Annotated in this window: 12 protein-coding genes; 9 read left to right on the top strand and 3 right to left on the bottom strand. The window is 66.2% G+C overall.

The genetic code is table 11. From position 1 onward, the window contains the following. Nucleotides 1-9: 9 nt before the first annotated feature. Nucleotides 10-897 (bottom strand): EamA family transporter, encoded by an 888-nt coding sequence (locus tag NJF35_RS14190; RefSeq protein WP_225790035.1) that lies wholly within the window; start codon nt 895-897, stop codon nt 10-12. 263 nt (nt 898-1,160) lie between these two features. Between NJF35_RS14190 and NJF35_RS14185 the strand changes: the two genes are divergently transcribed. Both NJF35_RS14185 and NJF35_RS14180 read left to right on the top strand, forming a co-directional pair. Then, complete coding sequence (locus NJF35_RS14185) at nt 1,161-2,558, top strand: purine-cytosine permease family protein (RefSeq protein ID WP_225790034.1); 1,398 nt, start codon at nt 1,161-1,163, stop codon at nt 2,556-2,558. 117 nt (nt 2,559-2,675) lie between these two features. Beyond that, nucleotides 2,676-3,380, top strand: coding sequence for a GntR family transcriptional regulator (locus NJF35_RS14180; protein WP_225790033.1), 705 nt, complete (start codon nt 2,676-2,678; stop codon nt 3,378-3,380). Between the two features lie 49 nt (nt 3,381-3,429). On the opposite strand, the gene mqo is transcribed toward NJF35_RS14180, so the two are convergent. Further along, the gene (gene mqo / locus NJF35_RS14175; RefSeq protein WP_253091195.1) at nt 3,430-5,004 is read right to left on the bottom strand and encodes a malate dehydrogenase (quinone); all 1,575 of its coding nucleotides are present in this window, start codon (nt 5,002-5,004) and stop codon (nt 3,430-3,432) included. 358 nt (nt 5,005-5,362) lie between these two features. Here mqo and NJF35_RS14170 point away from each other — a divergent pair, with 358 nt between their 5' ends. From NJF35_RS14170 to NJF35_RS14140, 7 genes are all read left to right on the top strand, one after another. Further along, nucleotides 5,363-7,534, top strand: a complete 2,172-nt coding sequence (locus NJF35_RS14170; RefSeq protein ID WP_253091194.1) for a TonB-dependent siderophore receptor — start codon at nt 5,363-5,365, stop codon at nt 7,532-7,534. A gap of 243 nt (nt 7,535-7,777) precedes the next feature. Next, nucleotides 7,778-10,426, top strand: coding sequence for a nitrate/nitrite transporter (locus NJF35_RS14165; RefSeq protein ID WP_225790794.1), 2,649 nt, complete (start codon nt 7,778-7,780; stop codon nt 10,424-10,426). 27 nt (nt 10,427-10,453) lie between these two features. Next, entirely contained in the window at nt 10,454-14,218 is a 3,765-nt protein-coding gene (locus NJF35_RS14160; protein WP_225790793.1) for a nitrate reductase subunit alpha, read from the top strand. Further along, nucleotides 14,215-15,771, top strand: a complete 1,557-nt coding sequence (gene narH / locus NJF35_RS14155; protein ID WP_225790792.1) for a nitrate reductase subunit beta — start codon at nt 14,215-14,217, stop codon at nt 15,769-15,771. Before NJF35_RS14160 ends, narH begins: the two co-directional genes overlap by 4 nt. Continuing rightward, nucleotides 15,764-16,531 carry a nitrate reductase molybdenum cofactor assembly chaperone gene (narJ, locus tag NJF35_RS14150; RefSeq protein ID WP_225790791.1) on the top strand — a complete coding sequence of 256 codons (768 nt, stop codon included), beginning with the start codon at nt 15,764-15,766 and terminating at the stop codon, nt 16,529-16,531. Before narH ends, narJ begins: the two co-directional genes overlap by 8 nt. 14 nt (nt 16,532-16,545) lie before the next feature. Continuing rightward, nucleotides 16,546-17,229: a respiratory nitrate reductase subunit gamma gene (gene narI, locus NJF35_RS14145; RefSeq protein ID WP_225790790.1), complete on the top strand. Its 684-nt coding sequence runs from the start codon at nt 16,546-16,548 to the stop codon at nt 17,227-17,229. A 12-nt stretch (nt 17,230-17,241) separates the two neighbouring features. Next, nucleotides 17,242-18,021, top strand: coding sequence for a peptidylprolyl isomerase (locus NJF35_RS14140; RefSeq protein WP_225790789.1), 780 nt, complete (start codon nt 17,242-17,244; stop codon nt 18,019-18,021). Nucleotides 18,022-18,078: 57 nt separating this feature from the next. Here the strand turns inward: NJF35_RS14140 and NJF35_RS14135 are convergent, their stop codons facing one another. Then, a complete protein-coding gene (locus tag NJF35_RS14135; RefSeq protein WP_225790788.1) occupies nt 18,079-18,648 on the bottom strand; it encodes an SPOR domain-containing protein in 570 nt (189 codons plus the stop codon). Between the last annotated feature and the right edge of the window lie 20 nt (nt 18,649-18,668).

Below are 18,668 nucleotides of genomic sequence, written 5' to 3'. Positions count from 1 at the left end.
CAGCGTGTTTCAGTGCGCGCTGGCCGCCCGCAGGCGCTGGCCCAGACGCGGGCCGAAGACATTGATCAGCAGCCCCAGCATCACCAGCAACGCGCCCCAGCCTTGTACCGCAGTCAGGCGCTCGCCCAACAGCCAGGCCGAGGAACTCAGCCCGATCACCGGCACCAGCAGCGAGAATGGCGCCACCTTGCCCGCCGGGTGGCGCGACAGCAACGTGCTCCACAGGCTGTAGCCGAGCATGGTAGCGACGAAAGCCAGGTAGGCCAGGGCCAGCACCGAACTCCAGCCGATATGGGCCAGCGCATGGCCGATGCGCTCAGGCCCTTCCAGCCACCAGGACAAGGCGAAAAATGGCAGCGGCGGAATCAACCCACCCCAGATCACCAGCGCCACCAGGTCCACCGAACCGAAACGGCGAGTGATGATGTTGCCCATGCCCCACATGGCACCGGCACAGAGGGTCAGCAACAGCGCCAGCAACGGCACGTGCCCACTGTCTTCGCTACCGATCAGAGCCAGCCCGCCAGCGGCCACCAGCAACCCCAGCAGGCTGGCCAGACGCAGGCGCTCGCCCAGAAACAGCGCGGCGAAACCGAGGGTGAAGAAGGCCTGGGATTGCAGCACCAGCGACGCCAGCCCCGGTGGCATGCCGCTGTACATGGCCTGGAAGAGGAACGCGAACTGGCCCAGGGAGATGGTCGCGCCATAGGCGCACAGCCAGCGCCAGGGCAGCTTCGGCCGCTTGACCAGAAGGATCGCCGGGAAGGCCACCAGGGCGAAGCGCAAGGCGCCGAGCAACATGGGCGGCAGGCCATCGAGGCCGATCTTGATGACCACGAAGTTGACTCCCCATGCAATGATCACGACCAGGGCGATCAGCAAGTCCTTGAGCGGCATTGGCCTTTCCTTCTTCGGCGTTCTAGACATATTTCGTTACAGCATAAGGCCATTCCTTCCACGCGGACCAGCACAGTTGAGGGCCAGCCTTGCGCAACAGTCCCCTGTAAAGCCCTCTATCCACGGGGGCTCCGTTCGCACGGAACACCCCTGCCGGTAGTTGGCCAATCTTGTATATACATGCTCATATAAGCCAAGGTCATCCACCCCGCGTCCTGACGATGGCCGTCGCCCCCACAACAACAACGAAGCGGAGCCACCCGATGTCCAGCAACCCCGTGATCGAACGGCGTTCGATCGACTACATCCCCGAAGCTGAACGCCATGGACGCGTCTACAGCCAGTTCACCCTGTGGCTGGGAGCCAACCTGCAGATCACCGCCATCGTCACCGGCGCCCTGGCCGTGGTGCTCGGCGGCGATGTGTTCTGGTCGTTGATCGGGCTGCTGCTCGGCCAACTGGTCGGCGGCACGGTGATGGCGCTGCACGCCGCCCAGGGGCCGCGCCTGGGCCTGCCGCAGATGATCTCCAGCCGGGTGCAGTTCGGCGTGTACGGCGCCGCCATCCCCATGGTCCTGGTGTGCCTGATGTACCTGGGCTTCACCGCCACCGGCACGGTGCTGTCCGGGCAGGCCATCGGCCAGTTGCTCGACGTCAGCGACAGCACCGGCATCCTGGTCTTCGCCGGGGTCATCGTACTGGCCACCCTGGCTGGCTACCGAGTGATCCACTGGATCGGCCGGCTGGCCAGCGTGCTGGGGATCATCGCCTTCGTCTACCTGTTCAGTCGCATCCTGATGCTGGCCGACATCGGCCAGTTGCTTGATAACCGCCACTTCAGCTGGGCGACCTTCCTGCTCGCGGTGTCGTTGGCCGCGTCCTGGCAGATCGCCTTCGGGCCCTACGTCGCCGACTATTCGCGCTACCTGCCCAGCGGCACTTCGCCGCTGAAGACCTTCCTCGCCGCCGGCCTCGGCTCGGTGATCGGCGCCCAGGCGTCGATGATCCTCGGGGTCTTCGCCGCCGCCATCGCCGGGGGCCAGTTCTCCGGGCGCGAAGTGGCCTACATCGTCGGCCTGGGTGGCGCTGGCACCACCGCGGCGCTGCTGTACTTCAGCATCGCCTTCGGCAAGGTGACCATCTCGACGCTGAACTCCTATGGCAGCTTCATGTGCATCGCCACCATCATCAGCGGTTTTCGCGGCCACCTGCAGATCAGCCGCCTCCAGCGCCTGCTCTTCGTCCTGGCCATCGTCGGCGCGGCGACCCTGGTGGCCCTGCTCGGGCAGCATTCGTTCCTCACGGCGTTCAAGTCGTTCATCCTGTTCCTGCTGACCTTCTTCGTGCCCTGGAGCGCGGTCAACCTGGTGGACTACTACTTCATCACCCGCGAGCGCTACGACATCCCCGCCCTGGCCGACCCCAATGGCCGCTACGGGCGCTGGAACTGGCCGGGCATCATCGTCTACACCGTTGGCGTGCTGGTGCAGATGCCGTTCATCGACACCAAGCTGTACACCGGCCCCATGGTCGCCCACCTAGGGGGTGTCGACGTGTCATGGCTGATCGGCCTGGTAGTGCCCAGCGTGCTGTACTACTGGGTGGCCCGGCGCCGGGCCGCCGAGGCGCCGGCGCAGCTCATCGTCCCCGACGCACGCTGATGCCTGTCCCTGCCATAGGCGCCCAAGCTCGTTGAAGGCTGCTGCTCGGCGGGCCGGTTGGTGATAACCAGCGCGGCCCGCCTGTATGATACGGTCCAGCCCAACCGAGACCTGACGATGGCCAAAGACAACGAAACCGAAGGCGGCGCACGCCGCCACAGCGGTCGCTACATCTACGAGGAACTGCGCAAGCAGATCCTCACCCTCAAGCTCAAGCCCGGCGTGCAATTGGACGAAGTGTCCCTGGCCGCCCAGTTCGGCCTGTCCCGCTCGCCGGTGCGCGATGCCCTGGCGCGGCTGATCACCGAGGGGCTGGTGACCATCCTGCCCAACCGCACCACCCTGGTGACGCCGTTCGAGATCGCGGAATTCCCCAACTACATCAGCGCCCTAGACCTGATCCAGCGCGCGGTCACCCGGCTGGCGGCGACCCAGCATCGCGACGAGGACCTGGCGCATATCCGCCAGGCCGATGCCGCCTACCTCCAGGCCGTGACCACAGGCGACTTCCAGGCCATGTCCGAGCTGAACAAGGCCTTCCACATGGCCGTCGCCCAGGCCGGGCGCAACCCCTACTTCATCACCTACTACGAGCGCCTGCTCGGCGAGGGCCAGCGGCTGTTGCACCTGCACTTCGACCATATCGTCAGCTCGGCCGGTACGCAGCAACTGGGGCGTGACCATGAAGACATGATCGAGGCCATCGCCGCCCGCGACGCCGACGCGGCGGAAAGGGCCGCGCATGAACACACGATGCTGTTCCAGCGGCGCTTTCTCGACTACATGCGGCAGAACCTGACGGCGCGCATGCCGGTGTCCTGAGCGATAGGCCGCAGGATCCTGGGGCCGCTACGCGCCCCCAAGGGCTCACCTAAGGCGCGGCGACCTGCGTCTCGCCTGTCGGTGGCGGCGCCAGTTGCAACGCCTCGTTGGTATAGGTCCACACCTGCTGGACCTTGTCCGGGTGATCGTTCAGGCGGATCCCGTAGGACGGGATGATCTGGTGCAGCTTTTCCTGCCAAGGGGCGGAGGCCATCTTGTCCTTGAACACCTTCTGCATCAGGTCGAGCATGATCGGCGGCGCGGTCGAGGCACCTGGCGAAGCGCCCAGCAGTCCGGCGATGCTGCCATCCTTGGAGGCGACCACTTCGGTACCGAGCTTGAGTACCCCACCCAGTTCCTCGTCCTTCTTGATGATCTGCACCCGCTGGCCGGCCTGCCACAAGCGCCAGTCCTGCTGCTTCGCTTCGGGGAAGTAGGTGCGCAGCGCCTCGAAACGGTCGTCGTCCGACTGCAGGAGCTGGCCGATCAGGTACTGCACCAAGTCGAACTCACGTACGCCGACACGCACCATCGGCCAGGTGTTGTGCACCGACATGCTGTCGAACAGGTCGAGCAGCGAACCCTCCTTGAGGAAACGGGTGGAGAAGGTGGCGAACGGCCCGAACAGGATCATGCGCTTGCCATCGAGCACTCGGGTGTCCAGGTGCGGTACCGACATCGGTGGCGCACCCGTCGCCGCGATGCCATAGGCCTTGGCCATGTGCCGCTGGGCGATGGCCGGGTTGTCGGTCACCAGGAACGACCCACCCACCGGGAAGCCCGCGTAGTCCTTGGCCTCGTCGATGCCGGATTTCTGCAGCAACGGCAACGCGGCGCCCCCGGCGCCGATGAACAGGAACTTGGCATCGGTGGCGGCCTTGCTGCCGTCCTTGAGGTTCTTGTACTCGACGTGCCAGGAGCCATCGTCGTTGCGGGTGATGTCCTGGACCTCGGTCGACAGCTTCAGGTCGAAGTTCGGCTGGCCTTGCAGGTAGGACACGTACTGCCGGGTGATCTCGCCGAAGTTGACGTCGGTGCCGATGGGCGTCCAGGTGACAGCCAGCTTTTGGTTCGGATCACGCCCTTCCATCATCAACGGCACCCATTTGCGGATCTGCTCCGGGTCCTCGGAATACTGCATGGGCTTGAACAGCGGGCTGGCCTGCAGCGCCTCGTAGCGCTTCTTCAGGAAGCGGATGTTGTCGTCCCCCCAGACGAAGCTCATGTGCGGCGTGGTGTTGATGAACGAGCGCGGGTTCTTCAGCACCCCTTGCTTGACCTGCCAGGCAAGGAACTGCCGGGTGACCTGGAACGATTCGTTGATCTCGATGGCCTTGCTGATGTCGATCTTGCCGTCCTTCTCCGGCGTGTAGTTCAGCTCCGCCAGGGCGGAGTGGCCGGTCCCGGCGTTGTTCCAGCCGTTGGAGCTTTCCTCGGCCACCTTGTCCAAGCGTTCGACCATCTCCATGGACCAGCCCGGCTCCAGCTCGTTGAGCCAGATGGCCAGGGTCGAACTCATGATGCCGCCGCCCACCAGCATGACGTCGACCTGCCGGGTCTCGGCCGCCTGGGCATTGAGCATCCCGCACGTCAGGCCCACCAGGACCCACCTCAACTTGATCATGTTTTCCTCCTGCAAGGCGCTGTGCCTCGATATGGTCTCCATGGCTCTTACTGCCGGGTCTTGCCGACCAGCTCACGCGCCGCCCCCTGTGTCTGGCATCAGCCTCACAAGCGAAGTCAACCCACTAGATTGTTAGCGCATTTTTCTGAATGCCTCCACTCTGGCGCCAGGGGGGCATCGAGGCCGATGCCCCCCTGGCGCATACCTGCCCCCTCCCCGCGCCCCAGGCAAATGTGAAAATTTCATTGAATTTCTACCGCACCTGACTTTTTCGCCGCGACAAAACCTGACACACTTATTGCTAATAGTTCTCATAAATACCTTTATTAACAATAAGCGCCACCAGGAACCCTTCGCCATGTCGCGTCTCACCCCACGACCTTGCTTCACCCCCACCCGCAACCTGCTGGCCATGGCCATCTGCATGGCGACCCTCGCCCCTGCACTGGCCGACGAGCGCAGCGAGCCCCAGGACCAGGCCCCGCCAGTGACCCTGGAGCTGGGTGCCACCGAGATCAACTCCCAACAACTGGGCAGCATCACCGAGGGTTCGGGCTCCTACACCAGCGGCGCCATGTCCACCGCCACCAAGCTGCCGCTGAGCATGCGCGAGACCCCACAAGCGGTGACCGTGATCACCCGCCAGCGCATGGACGACCAGGCCATGACCAGCATCAACGACGTGGTCCAGGCCACGCCTGGGTTGTTCCTCGACTTCTCCAACGGCCCGGGCCGCCAGACGTACTCGGCCCGCGGCTTCGACATCGACAACCTCATGTATGACGGCATCCCGAGTGGCTACCAGGGTTGGATCGTCGGTGCCCAGCCGAACCTGGCGATGTTCGACCGGGTCGAGATCGTCCGTGGCGCCACCGGCCTGGTCACCGGTGCCGGCAACCCGTCGGCGGCGGTCAACCTGGTGCGCAAGCGCCCATTGGCCGAACAGAAGGTCACCCTGACCGGCGCAGCCGGCAGTTGGGACAACTACCGTGGCGAGATCGACGCCTCCAGCCCGCTCAACGACAGCGGCACCCTGCGTGGCCGGGTGGTGGCCTCGTACCAGGACGCCAACAGCTTCCGCGACGGGGTGGAGGAAGATCACGGCCTGTTCTACGCGATCACCGAGGCCGACCTGGGCGAGGACACCACCCTGACCCTCGGTTTCTCCCACCAGAAGGACAAGACCAATTTCTTCTGGGGCGCCATCCCCGTCGGCCTGGACGGGCATCACCTGGACCTGCCGCGCTCGTACAACCCAGGCACCGACTGGGAAAACAAGGACCAGGAGATCAACACGGTCTTCGCCGAAGTGCAGCAGCGCCTGGCCAACGACTGGAAGCTGCAGGTCAATGCCAACTACTCCGAGCAGGACGCCCTGTTCTCCGGCTCCTACCAGTCGCGCTGGCTCGGTCCACTGACCCGGACCGTCTACCAGGCCGGCCACCAGGAGAACCAGGCGGGCCTGGACGCCTTCGCCAGCGGCCCCTTCCAAGCGCTGGGCCGCACCCATGAACTGGTGGTGGGCGCCAGCAAGCGCATCTACGACATGACCACCCGCAACTACAGCCCTTATGACATGAACTGGCCGCTCAACGGCGCCAAGCCGAACTTCGTCCATACCGACAACCGCCGGGAAGTCACCAACCAGGAAGGCGTGTACCTGACCACCCGCCTGAGCCTGGCCGACCCGCTCAAGCTGATCCTCGGCGGGCGCCTGGACTGGTACGACTACGACGACCGCGAGAGCGACAACGACTACAAGGTCACCCGCAACGTCACCCGCTACGCCGGCCTGATCTACGACCTCGACGATCACCACTCGGTCTACGTGAGCTACAGCGACATCTTCACCCCGCAGAGCTCCAAGGGCATCTCCGGCAGCCCGGTCAAGCCGATCGAGGGCAAGAACTACGAGATCGGCATCAAGGGCGAGTACTTCGACGGTGCGCTGAACGCGAGCCTGGCCCTGTTCCAGGTCGACCAGGAAAACCGTGCCGTGCAGATCTTCGTGCCCAACTGCCCGCAAGCGTCCTGCTACGAAGCCTCGGGCAAGGTGCGCAGCCAGGGTATCGACATGGAGCTGCAAGGTGCGCTCACCGAAAACTGGCAGGTCGGCGCCGGCTACACCTACGCCCGCGTCCACACCATCAAGGATGACGCCAACCCCCAGACCGAGAACCAGCGCTTCGACACCGACACCCCGGAACACCTGTTCAAGCTGTCGAGCACCTACCGCTTCCAAGGCCCGCTGGAGAAACTGCGCGTCGGTGGCAACGTCTACTGGCAGAGCCGCATGTACAACGACATCGCCCTGGGCGATGGCGGTAGCTACCGACTGGAGCAAGGCGGCTACGCCATCACCGACCTGATGGCCGGCTACCAGGTCAACCAGCACCTGGACCTGCAGCTCAACGCCAACAACATTTTCGACCGCAAGTACTACTCCTCCATCTCCAACTCCGTGGACTATGGCGGCGACACCTACGGCAACCCACGCAACCTGATGTTGACGGCCAAGTACAGTTTCTAAGGTCGCCCACGCTATGCGAGCGCGCGCAAGGACGCGCCCCTTCGTGGTGCTCGGGAAATTGGCGCTCCAAACGATTGCCATCTAGCCTGTAGCCCCATAAGCAGCACCTATAACGAGAACGTGCAGTACACACCGTGATTCGGCTGGCGGGTGGCGTTTGCAGGCGACTGGTTCGGCCAGCCCCGTGTACGCCCCTGGCTGACGCACATCCGTCGCTTTCGCACTCCAGGAGGAAGTGCTTGCATGGCCACGAATGTCCCAGCCAAAGATCAGTACCGCGCCCTTGTCCTGTCTACCCTGGCCTTCACCCTGTGCTTCGCCGTCTGGACGTTGTTTTCCATCCTGGGCCTGCAGATCAAGGATGAATTCACCCTCAGCGACACCCAGCTCGGCCTGCTGATGGCCACGCCGGTGCTGACCGGCTCGATCTCGCGGATCTTCCTCGGCCTGTGGACCGACCGCTACGGCGGCCGTTGGGTCTTCGGCCTGCTCATGCTCGCGTCGGCGCTGTGCGTCTACCTGCTGACCTTCGCCACCAGCTTCGCCTTGCTGTTGCTGGCGGCCCTGGGCGTGGGCCTGGCCGGCGGCGCCTTCATCGTCGGCACCGCCTACACCGCCACCTGGTTCGAACCCGAGCGCCAGGGCACCGCCTTGGGGATCTTCGGCGCTGGCAACGTCGGCGCCGGCCTGACCAACTTCGCCGCCCCCTTCCTGCTGCTGGCCCTGGGCTGGCGCGGGGCGGCGCTGGTGTACGCCAGCGTACTGGCGATCATGGGCGTGCTGTTCATCCTGCTGGCCAAGAGCGATCCGCAGAGCGCTTCGCGCCGGGCCCATCCGCTGCCCCTGGCCGAGCAACTGGCGCCGCTGGCCGAGCTGCGCGTCTGGCGTTTCTCGCTGTACTACTTCTTCGTCTTCGGGGCCTTCGTCGCCCTGGCCCTGTGGCTGCCGCACTACCTGATGGAGGTCTACGGCCTGAGCCTGGCCGCCGCCGGCATGGTCGCCGCGCTGTACACGGTGCCGGCCTCGCTGTTCCGCATCCTCGGCGGCTGGCTGTCGGACCGCCATGGCGCGCGCAAGGTCATGTACTGGACCCTGGGCATGTCGACGCTGTGCACCTTCCTGCTCAGCTACCCGCCGACGCGCTACAGCATCACCGGCGTGCAGGGCCAGATCGACTTCGCCATGCACCTGGGCCTGGCTGGTTTTGCCGTGATCATCATCGTGCTGGGCTTCTTCATGTCGCTGGGCAAGGCGGCGGTGTTCAAGCACATCCCCACCTACTACCCCGGGCACGTCGGCGTGGTCGGCGGCCTGGTGGGCATGATGGGCGGCCTGGGCGGTTTCCTGCTGCCATTGACCTTCGGCATGCTCAACGACGTGATCGGCATCTGGCAGAGCTGCTTCATGCTGCTGTTCGTGATCGCCGCTGCCGCCCTGGCCTGGATGCACTACGCGATCCGCATGGCCGAACGGGTGGAATGGGCCGAACGCAGCGAAAGCCGCGACCTGCCGGAGCTGTCCACGCCCAGCGGCTTCGTGCTGCGCGAATGGCACCCGGAGGACCCGACCTTCTGGGCCGATACCGGCAAACGCATCGCCACGCGCAACCTGTGGATCTCCATCCCCAACCTGCTGCTGGGCTTCGCCATCTGGATGGTCTGGTCGGTGGTGGTGGCCAAGCTGCCACTGGCCGGCTTCGACTACAGCGCCAACCAGCTGTTCTGGCTCGCCGCCCTGCCCGGCTTGTCCGGCGCCACCCTGCGCATCTTCTACAGCTTCATGGTGCCGATTTTCGGCGGGCGACGCTGGACGGCGCTGTCCACCGCCTCGCTGCTGCTGCCAGCACTGTGGATCGGCTTCGCGGTACAGAACCCGCAGACACCCTACCTGGTGATGCTCATCCTGGCCTTGCTGTGTGGCCTGGGCGGTGGCAACTTTTCCTCGAGCATGGCCAACATCTCGTTCTTCTTCCCCCGCCAGGCCAAGGGTGGTGCCATGGGCCTGAACGCAGGGCTGGGCAACCTGGGCGTGAGCGTCATGCAGTTCCTGGTGCCGCTGGCGATCACCGCCGCGGTGTTCGGCAGCCTGGGCGGCGAGCCGCAGGTCACTGCGCAAGGCACGCCCTTGTGGTTGCAGAACGCCGGCTTCATCTGGGTGCCGTTCATCATCGCCGCGGCCCTGGCCGCCTGGTTCGGCATGAACGACATCGCCAGCGCCAAGTCGTCGTTCAGGGACCAGATGGCGATCTTCAAGCGCAAGCACACCTGGCTGATGAGCGTGCTCTACACCGGCACCTTCGGCAGCTTCATCGGCTTCTCGGCCGGCTTCCCGCTGCTGGCCGGGCACCTGTTCCCGGCGGTGGACGTGCTCAAGTTCGCCTTTCTAGGCCCGCTGATCGGCGCCCTGTCACGCGCCTTCTCCGGCGGGCTGGCCGACCGCTTCGGCGGCGCGCGCATCAGCCTGTGGGTCTACGTGGCGATGGCCGCGTGCGTGGCCGGCGTGCTGTTCTTCATCGCCGGCAAGGACCAGCCGGGAGCCTTCTGGGGCTTTCTGGCGATGTTCCTGCTGCTGTTCTTCTTCTCTGGCGTGGGCAATGCCAGCACCACGCAGATGATCCCGGCGATCTTCCGCATCCAGACGCCCCGCCTGTTCCCCGACCTGCCCACCGCCGAGCAGGCCCTGCTCGGCGAGAAGGAGTCCGCCGCTGCGGTGGGCTTCATCTCGGCGGTGGCGGCCTACGGCGGTTTCTTCATTCCCAAGTCGTTCGGCAGCTCGTTCGACCTCAGTGGCGGGCCGGAATGGGCGCTCTACGGTTTCATCCTGTTCTACCTGCTGTGCATCGTCCTGACCTGGTTCTACTACACCCGTCGCAACGCCGAGGTTCGCTGCTAGCCGATCCCATCGCCAAGGAGGAAGACCATGAGTTTCTTCATCGACCGCCTGCGCTACCTGGTCAAGCGGCCGCCGCAGTTCGCCGCAGGCCACGGCGAGACCCGCGACGAGAGCCGCGCCTGGGAGGACGGCTATCGCCAGCGCTGGCAGTTCGACAAGATCGCCCGCTCCACCCACGGGGTGAACTGCACCGGCTCCTGCAGCTGGAAGGTGTACGTGAAGAACGGCCTGGTCACCTGGGAGACCCAGCAGACCGACTATCCGCGCACCCGCCCGGACCTGCCCAACCACGAACCCCGCGGCTGCCCGCGCGGCGCCAGCTATTCCTGGTACCTGTACAGCGCCAACCGGCTCAAGTACCCCATGGTGCGCAAGGCGCTGATCCAGCTCTGGCGCGAAGCGCTGGCCGCCCAGCCCGACCCGGTGCTGGCCTGGGCCAGCATCGTCGAAGACCCCGACAAGGCCCGGCGCTACAAGTCGATCCGTGGCCGTGGCGGCTTCGTGCGCAGCGACTGGGACGAGCTGCAGACGCTGATCGCCGCCGCCAACGTCCATACCGTCAAGCGATACGGCCCCGACCGGGTCGCCGGCTTCTCGCCGATCCCGGCCATGTCGATGGTCAGCTATGCCGCCGGCACCCGCTACCTGTCGCTGATCGGCGGGGTGTGCCTGTCGTTCTACGACTGGTACTGCGACCTGCCGCCGGCCTCGCCGCAGGTGTGGGGCGAGCAGACCGACGTGCCGGAGTCGGCCGACTGGTACAACGCCGGCTACCTCATCGCCTGGGGCTCCAACGTCCCGCAGACCCGCACCCCCGACGCGCACTTCTTCACCGAGGTGCGCTACAAGGGCACCAAGACCGTGGCCATCACCCCCGACTACGCCGAGATCGCCAAGCTCTGCGACGAGTGGATGAGCGCCAAGCAAGGCACCGATGCCGCCCTGGCGATCGCCATGGGCCATGTGATCTTCAAGGAATTCCACCTGGAGAAACCCAGTGCCTATTTCACCGACTACATCCGCCGCTACACCGACATGCCGATCCTGGTCGAACTGGAGCCGCGCGAGGACGGCAGCCTGGTGCCGGGTAAACAACTGCGCGCCAGCGACTTCGCCGGCAACCTGGAACAGGCCAACAACCCCGAGTGGAAGACCCTGGCCTGGGACGAGGCCCATGAGCGCCTGGTGGTGCCGCGCGGCTCCATCGGTTTTCGCTGGGGCGAGAGCGGGCGCTGGAACCTGGAGACGGTCGAGGCCCAAGGCAGCGAGGTGAAGCTGTGCCTGTCGCTGCTCGGCCGCCACGACGAGGTGGCGCGGGTGGCCTTCCCCTACTTCGGCGGTATCGAGCGCCAGCACTTCGCCCATGTCCCGCTGCGCGAGGTGATCCACCACCATGTGCCGGCCAAGCGCCTGCGCCTGGCCGATGGCCGCGAGGTACTGGCCGTCACGGTGTTCGACCTGACCGCCGCCAACTACGGCATCGACCGCGGCCTGGGCGCCACGGTCGGCGGCAGCGGCGAGGACGACGGTGCCACCGCGTACGACCAGCTCAAGCCCTATACCCCGGCCTGGCAGGAAGCGATCACCGGCGTGCCGGCGGCGCAGATGATCCGCATCGCCCGCGAGTTCGCCGAAAACGCCGACAAGACCCATGGCCGCTCGATGATCATCGTCGGTGCCGGGATGAACCACTGGTACCACATGGACATGAACTACCGTGGGCTGATCAACATGCTCATCCTCTGCGGTTGCGTGGGCAAGAGCGGCGGCGGTTGGTCGCACTACGTCGGCCAGGAGAAGCTGCGCCCGCAGACCGGCTGGACACCGCTGGCCTTCGCCCTGGACTGGCACCGTCCGCCTCGGCACATGAACAGCACCTCGTTCTTCTACAACCACTCCAGCCAGTGGCGCTATGAAAAGCTGCAGGTCAGCGAGCTGCTTTCGCCCCTGGCCCGCCCGCAGGACTTCAGCGGCAGCCTGGTGGACTTCAACGTGCGCGCCGAGCGCATGGGCTGGCTGCCTTCGGCGCCGCAACTGGCGACCAACCCGCTGCGCCTGGCCGCCGCGGCGAAGGCCAACGGGCAGAGCACGGTCGACTACACCGTCGCCCAGCTCAAGAGCGGCCAACTGCGCTTTGCCAGCGAAGACCCGGACAACCCGCAGAACCACCCGCGCAACCTGTTCGTCTGGCGCTCCAACCTGCTCGGCTCCTCGGGCAAGGGCCACGAGTACATGCTCAAGTACCTGCTCGGTACCCGCAACGGCGTGCTCGGCAAGGACTTGGGCGAGGCCGGCGGGCAGAAGCCCGAAGAGGTGCTGTGGAGCGACACCCCCATCGAGGGCAAGCTCGACCTGGTGGTGACCCTGGACTTTCGCATGTCCACCACCTGCCTGTACTCGGACGTGGTGCTGCCCACCGCCACCTGGTACGAAAAGGACGACCTCAACACCTCCGACATGCACCCGTTCATCCACCCGCTCACCGCCGCCACCGACCCTGCCTGGGAAGCGCGCAGCGACTGGCAGATCTACGACGGCATCGCCCAGGCCTTCGCCCGCGTGTGCGTCGGCCACCTGGGCGAGGAGACCGACCTGGTCACCCTGCCCCTGCAGCACGACAGCCCCGGCGAGCTGGCCCAGCCCGAGGTGCGCGACTGGAAGAAAGGCGAATGCGAGCCGATCCCCGGCAAGACCATGCCATCGCTGATCGAGGTCCACCGTAACTACCCCGAGACCTATGAGCGCTTCAGCTCGATCGGCCCGCTGCTGGACGACATCGGCAACGGCGGCAAGGGCATCGCCTGGCAGACGCGCGAGGAAGTCGAGCTGCTCGGCCAGCTCAACTACCGCAAGCAGACCGGCGCCGCGGCCGGCCGGCCCTGCCTGGCCTCGGCGCTGGACGCCGCCGAGATGATCCTCACCCTGGCGCCGGAGACCAACGGCCAGGTGGCGGTCAAGGCCTGGGAAGCGCTGTCGAAGGTCACCGGTCGCGACCACAGCCACCTGGCCAGGCGCAAGGAGGAAGAGAAGATCCGCTTCCGCGACCTGGTGGCGCAACCGCGCAAGATCATCTCCAGCCCCACCTGGTCGGGCCTGGAGGACGAACACGTGAGCTACAACGCCTGCTACACCAACGTCCACGAACTGATCCCCTGGCGCACCCTCACCGGCCGCCAGCAGTTCTACCAGGATCACCCGTGGATGCGCGCCTTCGGCGAGAGCCTGATGGTCTATCGCCCACCGATCGACACCAAGGCCGCCGCCAGCGTGGCCGCGCCGCGCAGCAACGGCAACCCGGAAATCGCCCTGAACTGGCTCACCCCGCACCAGAAGTGGGGCATCCACTCCACCTACAGCGACAACCTGTTGATGCAGACCCTGTCCCGGGGCGGGCCGATCGTCTGGATCAGCGAGGATGACGCGCGCGCCATCGGCGTCGCCGACAACGACTGGATCGAGCTGTACAACGCCAACGGCGCCATCGCCGCCCGTGCCGTGGTCAGCCAGCGGGTACGCCCGGGCATGGCGATGATGTACCACGCCCAGGAACGCATCCTCAACATGCCCGGCTCCGAACTCACCGGCACCCGCGGTGGCATCCACAACTCGGTGACCCGGGTATGCCCCAAGCCGACCCACATGATCGGTGGCTACGCCCAGCTGTCCTACGGTTTCAACTACTACGGCACGGTGGGTTCGAACCGCGACGAGTTCGTCATCGCCCGCAAGATGCGCAACATCGACTGGCTCGACGACGAAGGCAACGACTACCAGCAGGAGGCCGTGAAATGAAGATCCGTTCCCAGGTCGGCATGGTCCTGAACCTCGACAAGTGCATCGGTTGCCACACCTGCTCGGTGACCTGCAAGAACGTCTGGACCAGCCGCGAAGGCATCGAGTACGCCTGGTACAACAACGTCGAGACCAAGCCCGGCATCGGCTACCCCAAGGAGTGGGAGAACCAGAAGAAGTGGAACGGCGGCTGGGTGCGCAACGCCGACGGCTCGATCAACCCACGCATCGGTGGCAAGTGGCGGGTGCTGGCGAACATCTTCGCCAACCCTGACCTGCCGGAGATCGACGACTACTACGAGCCATTCACCTTCGACTACCAGCACCTGCACAGCGCCAAGGAGGGCGATCACCAACCCACCGCGCGGCCGCGCTCGCTGATTTCCGGCCAGCGCATGAAGAAGATCGAATGGGGCCCGAACTGGGAGGAACTGCTGGGCAGCGAGTTCGCCAAGCGGCGCAAGGACGTGAACTTCGACCAGGTCCAGGCCGACATCTACGGCCAGTTCGAAAACACCTTCATGATGTACCTGCCGCGCCTGTGCGAGCACTGCCTGAACCCGGCCTGCGTGGCCGCCTGCCCCAGCGGGGCGATCTACAAGCGCGAGGAGGACGGCATCGTCCTGATCGACCAGGACAAGTGCCGTGGCTGGCGCATGTGCGTCAGCGGCTGTCCGTACAAGAAGATCTACTACAACTGGAAGAGCGGCAAGTCCGAGAAGTGCATCTTCTGCTACCCACGCATCGAGACCGGCCAGCCCACCGTCTGCTCCGAGACCTGCGTGGGGCGCATCCGCTCCCTTGGGGTATTGCTGTACGACGCCGACCGCATCGAGGAAGTGGCCGCCTCGCCCGATGACCGCGACCTGTACCATCGCCAGTGCGAGATCTTCCTCGACCCGCACGACCCCGAGGTGATCGCCCAGGCACGTCGCGACGGCGTGCCCGACAGCGTGATCGCCGCAGCCCAGGCCTCGCCGGTGTACAAGCTGGCCATCGACTGGCGCCTGGCCCTGCCGCTGCACCCGGAATACCGCACCCTGCCGATGGTCTGGTACGTGCCGCCGCTGTCGCCGATCCAGTCCGCCGCCGAGGCCGGCCATGTGGCATTCGACGGCATCCTGCCGAAGATCGAGTCGCTGCGTATTCCCGTGCGCTACCTGGCCAACATGCTCACCGCCGGCGAGGAAGCGCCGGTGGTGCTGGCGCTCAAGCGGCTGATGGCCATGCGGGTGTACATGCGCGCCCGGCATGTGGACGGCCGCGACGACGATGCCGTGCTCGCCGAAGTCGGCCTGACCCAGGCCCAGTGCGAGGACATGTACCGCTACCTGGCGATCGCCAACTACGAGGACCGCTTCGTCATCCCCACCGGCCACCGCGAACAGATCCCCGACGTGTTCGCCGAACGCAGCGGTTGCGGCTTCTCCTTCGGCGACGGCTGCAACGGTGGGCGCAACGAGGTGAGCCTGTTCGGCGGGCGCAAGCAGACCACCACGCTGGTCAAGCCGGTGCAGACGTTCGACCCGGTGGAGGACAGCCGCCATGGGTGACTATCACGCCAGCCAGGCGCCACAGGTGGGCCTGCTCAGCCTGCGCGTGCTGGCACGGCTGCTCGACTACCCCAGCCGCGAACTGCAGGCCGCCAGTGCCGAGGCGATCGCCATCCTCGATGCCGAGCAGCGCCTGCCCGCACCGCTGCGCGCCCAGCTGGCGCAGTGGTGCCAGGCACTGGCCCAGGGCGACTTGCTGGACCTGGAGGAAGCCTACGTCGAGCTGTTCGACCGTGGTCGCGCCACCTCGCTGCTGCTGTTCGAGCACGTGCACGGCGAGTCCCGCGATCGAGGCCAGGCCATGGTCGACCTGCTGGCCGAGTACGAGGCCGCAGGGTTCGCCCTCGACGCCCGGGAGCTGCCAGACCACCTGCCGTTGTTCCTCGAGTACCTCTCCACCCGGCCCCACGACGAAATCGGCCAGTGGCTGGGCGAGATCCAACCGATCCTCGCCATGCTCGGCGCACGCCTGGAAGAGCGCGGCAGCCGCTACGCCCTGGTGCCTCGCGCCCTGCTCGCGTTGATCGGCGCCAGCGACAGCATCGATGCCCAACGCCCGGCTGCCAGCGTCGAGCCACCGGACAACACGCCCCAGGCGCTGGACGCGGTGTGGGAAGAAGAAGCGGTGCGCTTCGAGGCCCAGTCCGACCAGGACTGCAGCCTGCAGTCCGCCACAGGCCGGCGCCTGGCCGAGCGCAAGCACGAGGCGATCCCCCAGGTCATCCAGGTCATGCCGTCCGCCGCCGCGGACCGGCGCTGAAAAGGAGGTGCATCATGCATGAGGGCTACCTGCTCCACCTGATCTACGGCTTCTACCCCTACCTGGCCGGCACCGTGTTCTTGCTCGGCAGCCTGCTGCGCTACGACCATGGCCAGTACACGTGGAAGACCGGTTCCAGCCAGATGCTTTCGAGCAAGCACATGCGCCTGGCCAGCAACCTGTTCCACATCGGCATCCTGGCGATCTTCTTCGGCCACCTGGTCGGCCTGCTGACGCCGCACTGGGTCTACGCGCCCTTCCTCTCCGCCGGGCACAAGCAACTGATGGCCATCGTCTTCGGCGGCATCGCCGGGGTGCTGTGCGTCATCGGCGGCGCCATGCTGCTCTGGCGTCGGTTGTTCAACCCGCGGGTACGCGCCTCCTCCAGCCTGATGGACAACCTGATCATCGCCCTGCTCCTGCTGCAGGCGATCCTGGGCCTGGTGACCATCGTCTTCTCCCTGCACCACCTGGATGGCGGCATGATGGTGGCGTTGGCCAACTGGGCCCAGGCGATCGTCTTCCTGCGCGGCGACGCGGCAAGCTTCCTGGTCGGCACGCCGCTGATCTTCAAGCTGCACATCTTCCTCGGCCTGACCATCATCCTGCTATTCCCCTTCACCCGCCTGGTGCACGTGTGGAGCATTCCGCTGGGCTATTTCGGGCGCAGCTACCAGATCGTCCGCCGACGCGGCTGAGGAGCAACAAGCATGGAGATGATCGCCGTCGAGAACCTGCCGGACAGCCCGACGCCGGTGATCCGGGTGGGCGACACACGGCTCAGCGAGGCCGATATCGCCCGGGAAACCCCCTTCCACCCCGCGCCATCGCTGGCCGAGGCGCAGCGCTGCGCGGCACGGGCGCTGGTGGTGCGCGAGCTGCTGGCCCAGCGCGCGGCCATGCTTGGCCTGGCGCCGGGCGACGAGGCCGTGGCCAGCTTGCTGGAGCGTGAGCTGCAGGTGCCGCAGGCCGACGAGGACGCTTGCCGGCGCTACTTCGACAGCCACCGCGAGCGCTTCTGCGCACCGGCGCGGCTGCGGGTGCGGCACATCCTGTTGCCCGCGGCGCCGGAGGATGCACGGGCGCGCGATGGGCAGTACCGGCTCGCCGAACGGTTGCTGGGGGAGCTGGTGCAACATCCCAAGCGCTTCACGGAACTGGCGCTGCGGCATTCCGCCTGCCCGTCCAGGGACCAGGGTGGCGAGCTTGGCTGGCTGACCGCCGGGCAGACCGTCGCCGAGCTGGACCAGGCGCTGCTGCGCCTGCCGCCGGGCCTGCACGACCGGCCGCTGGCCTCGCGCTATGGCTGGCACCTGGTGTGCATCGACGAGCGTGTCGAGCGCCGCCCCCTGCCCTATGCCCAGGTCGCCGAGCGGGTGCGCCACAGCCTGCGCGAAGCGTCCACCCGGCATGCCCTGCGCCAGTACCTCCTGGCACTGGAGAGTGAGTTCGGGGTCGAGGGGTTCAGCCTGGAGGAGGACGGTGGGTAGCTGTCCATTCGGCCCCAGGATTACCAGGCAGCGCTTATCGACCGGCCAGCCGCCGTCTCAGCGCTCGGCCCCATGCTGGATGACGATCGAATCGGTCCCCAGGCGCCCCATGACATCGGCCTTGCGGGCCTCGGCCTCGGCCTTGGTGGGGAACGGCCCCATCAGCACCACCGGCTTGCCGTCGCGGTACTCCACCGAGGACGGGATCCCCTTCTCGATCAGGCGCGCCGTCATGTCGCTCAGGGCCCCCATGTTCGGGCCCTGGATCACTTCCACATCCCAGCCTTGGGGCGCCGGCTGGTCGGCCAGGGCATCGGCGCGACGCTGCAGGTCGGCGCCACCGCAGATTTCACGGATGCGCAGGTTGTTGCCGGTTTCATCGACGAGCACCTCGTACTGGCCATCGTGCTTGATCGCCACGTAGCTGCGGTACGGCTCGTACTGGCCGGCATCGTCCTTGCCACGGACCTGGCCGCAGATGGAGCCCTGGGTGTCGATCCGCACGTTGGCGAACTTGGCCGTCTTGGGGTTGTGCAGGTGTTCGGCCACCTGCTTGTGCACGCCCTCGACCTCGTTCTCACAGCCGGCCAGGGCCAGCACTGCCATTACCACTGCCAGTTTGCGCACGCGTCTACCTCCTGATTCGA

Origin of the sequence: Pseudomonas guariconensis (genome assembly GCF_024127895.1) — a bacterium.
In the GTDB taxonomy this organism is placed as follows: domain Bacteria; phylum Pseudomonadota; class Gammaproteobacteria; order Pseudomonadales; family Pseudomonadaceae; genus Aquipseudomonas; species Aquipseudomonas guariconensis_B.
Note: the sequence above shows the minus strand (reverse complement) of the source record. Positions and strands in the feature narration are given on the sequence as shown.

Bases quoted from the DNA above. Each gene is read 5' to 3' on its own strand.
- NJF35_RS14160 (WP_225790793.1), top strand. From the start codon at position 10,454: ATGAGTTTCTTCATCGACCGCCTGCGCTACCTGGTCAAGCGGCCGCCG.
- NJF35_RS14165 (WP_225790794.1), top strand. From the start codon at position 7,778: ATGGCCACGAATGTCCCAGCCAAAGATCAGTACCGCGCCCTTGTCCTG.
- mqo (WP_253091195.1), bottom strand. From the start codon at position 5,004: ATGATCAAGTTGAGGTGGGTCCTGGTGGGCCTGACGTGCGGGATGCTC.
- NJF35_RS14185 (WP_225790034.1), top strand. From the start codon at position 1,161: ATGTCCAGCAACCCCGTGATCGAACGGCGTTCGATCGACTACATCCCC.
- NJF35_RS14180 (WP_225790033.1), top strand. From the start codon at position 2,676: ATGGCCAAAGACAACGAAACCGAAGGCGGCGCACGCCGCCACAGCGGT.
- NJF35_RS14190 (WP_225790035.1), bottom strand. From the start codon at position 897: ATGCCGCTCAAGGACTTGCTGATCGCCCTGGTCGTGATCATTGCATGG.
- NJF35_RS14170 (WP_253091194.1), top strand. From the start codon at position 5,363: ATGTCGCGTCTCACCCCACGACCTTGCTTCACCCCCACCCGCAACCTG.
- NJF35_RS14140 (WP_225790789.1), top strand. From the start codon at position 17,242: ATGGAGATGATCGCCGTCGAGAACCTGCCGGACAGCCCGACGCCGGTG.
- narI (WP_225790790.1), top strand. From the start codon at position 16,546: ATGCATGAGGGCTACCTGCTCCACCTGATCTACGGCTTCTACCCCTAC.
- narH (WP_225790792.1), top strand. From the start codon at position 14,215: ATGAAGATCCGTTCCCAGGTCGGCATGGTCCTGAACCTCGACAAGTGC.
- narJ (WP_225790791.1), top strand. From the start codon at position 15,764: ATGGGTGACTATCACGCCAGCCAGGCGCCACAGGTGGGCCTGCTCAGC.